Source organism: Streptomyces sp. NPDC007346, assembly GCF_040703535.1.
Lineage (GTDB): Bacteria > Actinomycetota > Actinomycetes > Streptomycetales > Streptomycetaceae > Streptomyces.
Window position 1 is genome coordinate 1 of sequence record NZ_JBEYKR010000248.1, and the last position, 6304, is coordinate 6304.

Sequence of the window (6304 nt, forward strand, 5' to 3'; positions counted from 1 at the left end):
GCGAGACGGCCAAGTTGATCGACTCCGAGGTACGCAGCATCATCGACCAGTGCTATGCCACTGCCAAGCACCGGACCGGCCTGGCTGCTGCTACACCTGGGCGGGCAGCCCCGGCCCTGGGTGGCCGCGGCGGTGGCCGGCCTGGTGTGGACCGGGTTACGCGGCGCACGCGGACGGTACACCGACCCGCTGCGGGGCGAGCCGGGCGGGGCGTTCGGCGCCCTCGGGGACTGGCTCGTGCTCCTGGGGGTGCTCGCCGTCCTGCACGCGGCGGCGGGGGGTTCGGTCGACCCGGCCACGGCCGTCGTGGCCGTCGCGCCGGGGCTGCTGGCCGCCACCGCCGTGGAGGGGCTGCGGCGCTGGCCGCGGACCGCGCGGCGGGGCCGGGCGGTGCGCAGGGTGCTCCTGGTGGGTGAGGCCGCGGGCCTGGACCGCGCGGCCGAGCTGCTCAACTCCCGTACGGACCACGCCTATCAGCTGGTGGCCGCGATTCCGGTCGGGCTCGGCCGGCCGGGTTGCGAGGGGGTGCCCGTGCCGGGGCGGCTCGCCTCCTGCCCGGCGGACGACGATGTGACGACGGTGCTCGGCGGGGCCTACGCAAACGAGGCTGACCTGGTGCTGGTGGCCCCCGGGCCCCGGCTGACCGGGGACCGGCTGCACCGGCTCGGCCGGGGGCTGCACGACGCGGGCGTCGCCCTGTGCGTGCTCTCCGAGCTCTCCGGCATCGCGGCCGGCCGGGTCCGCCCGGTGACGGCGGCCGGGCTCACCCTGCTGCACATCGCGCCGCCGCTGCGCGGTGGCCCGCAGGGGGTGCTCAAGGCCTTACTGGACCGCACCGGCGCCCTGTTCGGGCTGCTCGTGCTCTCCCCGCTGCTGCTCGCGGTGGCGCTGAGCGTGCGGCTCTCCTCGCGCGGCCCCGTCTTCCACCGGCAGATCCGCCAGGGTCAGCACAACCGGCCCTTCACCATGTGGAAGTTCCGCACGATGGTGGCGGACGCGGAGGCGCGCAGGGCGCGGCTCATCGAGGCCAACGAGGGCGACGGGCCGCTGTTCAAGATGCGCCACGATCCCCGGGTGACGCCCGTGGGGCGGACGCTGCGCCGGACGTCGATCGACGAACTCCCGCAGCTGTTCAACGTGTTGATGGGGCACATGTCCCTGGTCGGGCCGCGGCCCCCGCTGCCCGATGAGGTGTCCCGGTACGACGAGCGGGAGCACCGCAGGCTCGCCGTGAAACCGGGGCTGACCGGGCTGTGGCAGGTCAGCGGGCGCTCCGACCTGTCCTGGCAGGAGACGGTCGCCCTGGACCTCTGGTACGTCGACAACTGGTCGGTGACCACGGACATGGGGCTCCTCGCCCGTACGGTGCGCGCCGTCGCCGACGGCCGCGGGGCCTACTGAGGACGGCGGGCGTGCGGATGCGAGGAGCCCCGGTGCGCCACCGCGTCTGCGGCGGCGAACGGTCAGGCTGCGGGCGGGAGTTGGCCGAGCCACCAGGCGTAGGTGCGGGCGATGCCGTCGCGCAGCGGGATCTGCGGCTCGAAGCCGAGGGAGGTCAGCCGGGAGACGTCGAGCAGCTTGCGGGGGGTCCCGTCGGGCTTCGAGGTGTCCCATCCGATCCGGCCCTGATAACCCGTCACGTCGGCGATGGTCTCGGCCAGTTCGCGGATGGTGAGGTCCTCGCCGCAGCCGATGTTGACGGGCGCGTCACCGTCGTAGGCCTCCAGCAGGCGTACGCAGGCGGCGGCCAGGTCGTCGACGTGGAGGAACTCGCGGCGCGGGGAGCCGGAGCCCCACAGGGTGACCTCCGGGGCCCCGTCCCGCTGGGCCTCGTGGAAGCGGCGGATCAGCGCGGGCAGGACGTGCGAGGTCTCCAGGTCGAAGTTGTCGCCGGGCCCGTAGAGATTGGTGGGCATGGCGCTGATGTAGGAGGCGCCGTACTGCCGGCGGTAGGACCGGGTCTGGGCGATGCCGGCGATCTTGGCCAGGGCGTAGGCCTCGTTGGTGGGCTCCAGCTCCCCGGTGAGCAGCGACTCCTCGCGGATCGGCTGGGGTGCCAGCCGGGGGTAGATGCACGACGAGCCGAGGAAGAGCAGCCGCTCGGTCCCCGCCGCGTGCGCCCCGGCGATCACGCTGAGCTGGATGCGGAGGTTGTCCTCCAGGAACTGCACCGGATAGGTGCTGTTGGCCATGATCCCGCCCACCTTGGCGGCGGCCAGCACCACGGCGTCCGGGCGGACGTCCCGCAGATACGCCTCGGTCCGCGCTCCGTCGCGCAGGTCGAGGAGGTCACGGCCGCGGGTGAGGACCTCGTGGCCGTCGTCGGCGAGGCGGCGGGCCACCGCCGAGCCGACCAGCCCGCGGTGGCCCGCGACGAATATGCGGGACCCCGGGCGCAGTAGGGGGCGGGCGGATTCCTGGGGTGGGACGGGGAGTTCGGTCGTCATGGCTCGGATTGTGCCAGCAGTAAGGGACTGCGGCGATGTTTTGCCGCAGAACGCTCCAATTCCGATATGTCGGTGACCTGTTCGTCGCGCAGACGGACAGCAGAGAAGGGGGAATCGTGGCGAAGACCGCGCTCATCACGGGAGTGACCGGCCAGGACGGCTCGTACCTGGCGGAGTTACTGCTCGGCAAGGGGTACACGGTCCACGGCCTGATACGCCGCTCGTCGAGCTTCAACACCGAGCGGATCGACCACATCTACCAGGGCCCCGAGGAGCCGGAGCGCTCCTTCGTCCTGCACCACGCGGACCTGAGCGACGGCGTCGCGCTGGTGAACCTGCTGCGCGACATCCAGCCCGACGAGGTCTACAACCTCGGCGCCCAGTCCCATGTCCGGGTCTCCTTCGACGCCCCGCTGTACACCGGTGACGTCACCGGGCTCGGCACCATCCGCCTCCTCGAAGCGGTCCGGGCCAGTGGCATCGAGACCCGGATCTACCAGGCCTCGTCCTCCGAGATGTTCGGCGCCAGCCCGCCGCCGCAGAACGAGGGGACCGCGTTCCACCCGCGCAGCCCGTACAGCGTGGCGAAGGTCTACTCGTACTGGGCGACGGTCAACTACCGCGAGGCGTACGACATGTTCGCGGTCAACGGGATCCTCTTCAACCACGAGTCGCCGCGCCGCGGGGAGACCTTCGTGACCCGGAAGATCACCCGGGGGGTCGCCCGGATCAAGGCCGGGCTCCAGGACCGGCTGCATCTGGGCAACCTGGACGCGGTCCGGGACTGGGGGTACGCGCCGGAGTACGTGGACGCCATGTGGCGGATGCTCCAGTGCGACACCCCCGACGACTACGTGGTGGCGACCGGTGAGGGGGTCAGCGTCCGGCAGTTCCTGGAGTTCGCCTTCGAGCACGCGGGGCTCGACTGGGCCGAGCACGTGCGCTACGACCCGAAGTACGAACGTCCCAGCGAGGTCGACGCGTTGATCGGTGACGCGTCCAAGGCGCACGAACTGCTGGGCTGGAAGCCCGAGGTGAAGTCGCGGGAGCTGGCCCGGATCATGGTCGACGCGGACATCCGCCTGCTCTCGGACCAGCTGACCGGGGCCGCCGTTCGGGTGGACAGATGAAGGACACCGTCACGGACCCCGCCTCCACCGACAGCCGCACCGTGGTGCCGGTCACCGGCGCCTGGACCGAGTCGACGGTCACCCACAACTCCCGGCCGGCGCTCCGCGCGTCCGTGCCGGGGACCATCACCGGCGCAACCGCCGTCTCCACCGACCACTCGGTGGAGCTCACCGCGCCGGCACCGGGCGGGGCCCTCGGCTCCGTCTACCCACTCGCCCCGACCAGCAGCGGGACGGACAGTCCGCGCGTCCGGTCGAGCGAGGCAGGATCGGCGGCCTCCCGGCCGCAGCTCGAACCTCACCTTCGGAGCTGAATGATGAACGGAAGCACGGGGCAGAGATCCGGAGGACGCGGCCGAGTTCGGGCCGCCTCCGCCGCTCTCTGCCTGCTGACCGGAGCCCTGACCGCCACGGCGGCCGGGGGTTCCCCGGCAGCCGCACTGACCCCTCCGGTGGTCATCACCGCGGACGACCTCTCCACCTGGCAGACCAACGGCATCGTCTGGTCGATGGCGGCCGGCGACGGCGTCGTCTACGCGGGCGGCACCTTCTCCACCCTGCGCCCGCCCAAGGCCGCGCCCGGGACCCTCGAGCAGCCCGCGGTGAACTTCGCCGCCTTCGACGCGGCGACAGGGGCGCCCACCGACTGCTCGCTGTCGTTCACGGTCTCCTCGGGGACCGCCACCGTACGCTCGCTGGCGCTCTCCCCCGACGGACAGACGCTGTACGCGGGCGGCCAGTTCGGGGCGGTGAACGGGGTCGGGGTCAGCAACATCGCGGCCATCGACACCGGGACCTGCACCGTCCGCAACAACTTCAAGATCTCCGTCTCGGCCACCGTGCGGGCGCTCGCCGTCACCGCCGACACGGTCTACCTCGGCGGGGACTTCAACAACGTCGGCGGCCAGACCAGGAACAAGTTCGCGGCCGTCACCACCGCCGGTGCCTCGCTCCTGCCGTTCACGGCCAACGCCGACGAGGTGGCGCGGGCGATCGAGGTGACCCCCGACGGGCAGAACGTGCTGCTGGGCGGGGACTTCTTCCGGATCAACGGCACCAGCACCCACGCCCTGGCCGTGGTCGACGCCACCACCGGCCAACTCACCAAGTCCTACCCGGGGTTCATCCACGACCGGTCCACCGTCCAGGACATCACCACCGACGCCACCGGCTTCTACACCGCCAACGAGGGCACCGGCGGCGGGGTGTTCGACGGCCGGATCGCCCTGAACCTGAGCGACTTCCAGCAGCGGTGGCGCGACACCTGCCTGGGCGCCACCCAGTCCGTCGCGGTCCACTCCGGCGTGCTCTACAGCGGCAGCCACGCCCACGACTGCGCCTCCATGGGCGCCTTCCCCGACCAGCCGCGCAAGCACCTGCTGGCCCAGTCGGTCGACGACCCGCAGCTGCTGCCGTGGTTCCCGGACACCAACGACGGCATCGGCGAGCCGGTCGGCCCGCGCGTCATGGCCCAGACCGGCAAGGACGGCCGCCACTACCTGTGGGTCGGCGGCGAGTTCACCACCGTCAACAGCTCTCCCCAGCAGGGGCTGACCCGCTTCTGGGACGGTCCGGACACCGGGGCGCCCTGGGTGCCCAACGTCAGCCTGTCCACGCTGAATCCGGGCACCATCGAGGTGAACTGGCAGACCAGCTTCGACACCGACGACGGTGAGCTGACCTACCGGATCTACAAGGACGGGTCGAACACCCCCGTCCACACCACGACCGGCTTCTCGGTCTTCTGGAACCGGCCGCAGCTGAGCTGGACCGACACCGACGTCGTGCCGGGCGAGACCTACTCGTACCGGATCACCGCGAGCGACGGCACCAACACCAGCGCCAGGTCCCCCGCCCAGTCGGCCACCGTGGCGACCAAGACCGAGGCCTACCCGGCCCGGGTCAGGGCTGACGGGGCCACCCTCTACTGGCGCTACGACGAGGGCATCTCCACCTTCGCCCACGACAGCAGCGGCAACCTCGACAACGGCTTCCTGCGCAACGCCCCGGCCTACCGGCAGACCCCGGCCGCCGTCGCGGGCCCGTCCACCGCGATCGGGTTCAACGGGAGCGACGAGTACGCGTACAGCAACCGGCTCCGCCCCGCGCCCTCCCGGTTCTCGGTGGAGACCTGGATCAAGACCACCACCACCCGGGGCGGGAAGATCATCGGCTTCGGGAACCTGACCCAGCAGAACAGCACCCGCCACGACAAGCACGTCTACATGCGCAACGACGGGCGGCTCACCTTCGGCGTCTACAGCGGCTCCCGGCGCACCATCGCCACCTCGGGGGCGTACAACGACGGCCAGTGGCACCACGTCGTCGCCACCCAGGGGCCCTCGGGGATGGCGCTCTACATCGACGGGCAGCTGCGCGCGTCGAGCATCCTGTACTCCAGCAACGAGAACACCCCGGGGTACTGGCGGATCGGCGGGGACAACCTCGCCAACTGGCCGAACCGCCCGACGAGCAACTTCTTCGCCGGGCAGATCGACGAGACCGCCGTCTATCCGACCGCGCTGACCGCCTCCCAGGTCAGCGCGCACTACGCCCTGAGGAATGGCTGATCCGATGAGGAACCCGTTCCTGGCCGGCGCCGCCGTCGTCGTGACGGTGGCGGCGCTGGCCGCTGCCACGCCGCCTTGAGCTGCGGCATCAACTGGTTGATGCGCTGGCTGGCGATGGGGAAGTCGTCGATCAGGATCGCCTGGTGCTTTTCACCCG

At 71.5% G+C, this 6304-nt stretch carries 5 protein-coding genes; 4 read left to right on the plus strand and 1 reads right to left on the minus strand.

Annotated features, from left to right (window positions below):
- The first annotated feature begins 54 nt into the window (after positions 1–54).
- Complete coding sequence (locus AB0917_RS33335) at positions 55–1401, plus strand: sugar transferase (RefSeq protein WP_366823455.1); 1347 nt, start codon at positions 55–57, stop codon at positions 1399–1401.
- Positions 1402–1463: 62 nt separating this feature from the next.
- Here the strand turns inward: AB0917_RS33335 and AB0917_RS33340 are convergent, their stop codons facing one another.
- On the minus strand, positions 1464–2447 hold the full coding sequence (locus AB0917_RS33340; RefSeq protein WP_366823456.1) for a GDP-L-fucose synthase: 984 nt from the start codon (positions 2445–2447) through the stop codon (positions 1464–1466).
- A 116-nt stretch (positions 2448–2563) separates the two neighbouring features.
- Here AB0917_RS33340 and gmd point away from each other — a divergent pair, with 116 nt between their 5' ends.
- From gmd to AB0917_RS33355, 3 genes are read left to right on the plus strand one after another with little or no spacing between them, the layout of a single operon-like run.
- A complete protein-coding gene (gene gmd, locus AB0917_RS33345; protein ID WP_366823457.1) occupies positions 2564–3577 on the plus strand; it encodes a GDP-mannose 4,6-dehydratase in 1014 nt (337 codons plus the stop codon).
- A complete protein-coding gene (locus AB0917_RS33350; protein WP_366823458.1) occupies positions 3574–3891 on the plus strand; it encodes a hypothetical protein in 318 nt (105 codons plus the stop codon). The genes gmd and AB0917_RS33350 overlap by 4 nt, the downstream gene beginning before the upstream one ends.
- Positions 3892–6147, plus strand: a complete 2256-nt coding sequence (locus AB0917_RS33355; RefSeq protein WP_366823459.1) for a LamG-like jellyroll fold domain-containing protein — start codon at positions 3892–3894, stop codon at positions 6145–6147.
- Positions 6148–6304: the final 157 nt, after the last annotated feature.

Bases quoted from the DNA above. Each gene is read 5' to 3' on its own strand.
- AB0917_RS33335 (WP_366823455.1), top strand. From the start codon at position 55: ATGCCACTGCCAAGCACCGGACCGGCCTGGCTGCTGCTACACCTGGGC.
- AB0917_RS33340 (WP_366823456.1), bottom strand. From the start codon at position 2,447: ATGACGACCGAACTCCCCGTCCCACCCCAGGAATCCGCCCGCCCCCTA.
- AB0917_RS33350 (WP_366823458.1), top strand. From the start codon at position 3,574: ATGAAGGACACCGTCACGGACCCCGCCTCCACCGACAGCCGCACCGTG.
- AB0917_RS33355 (WP_366823459.1), top strand. From the start codon at position 3,892: ATGATGAACGGAAGCACGGGGCAGAGATCCGGAGGACGCGGCCGAGTT.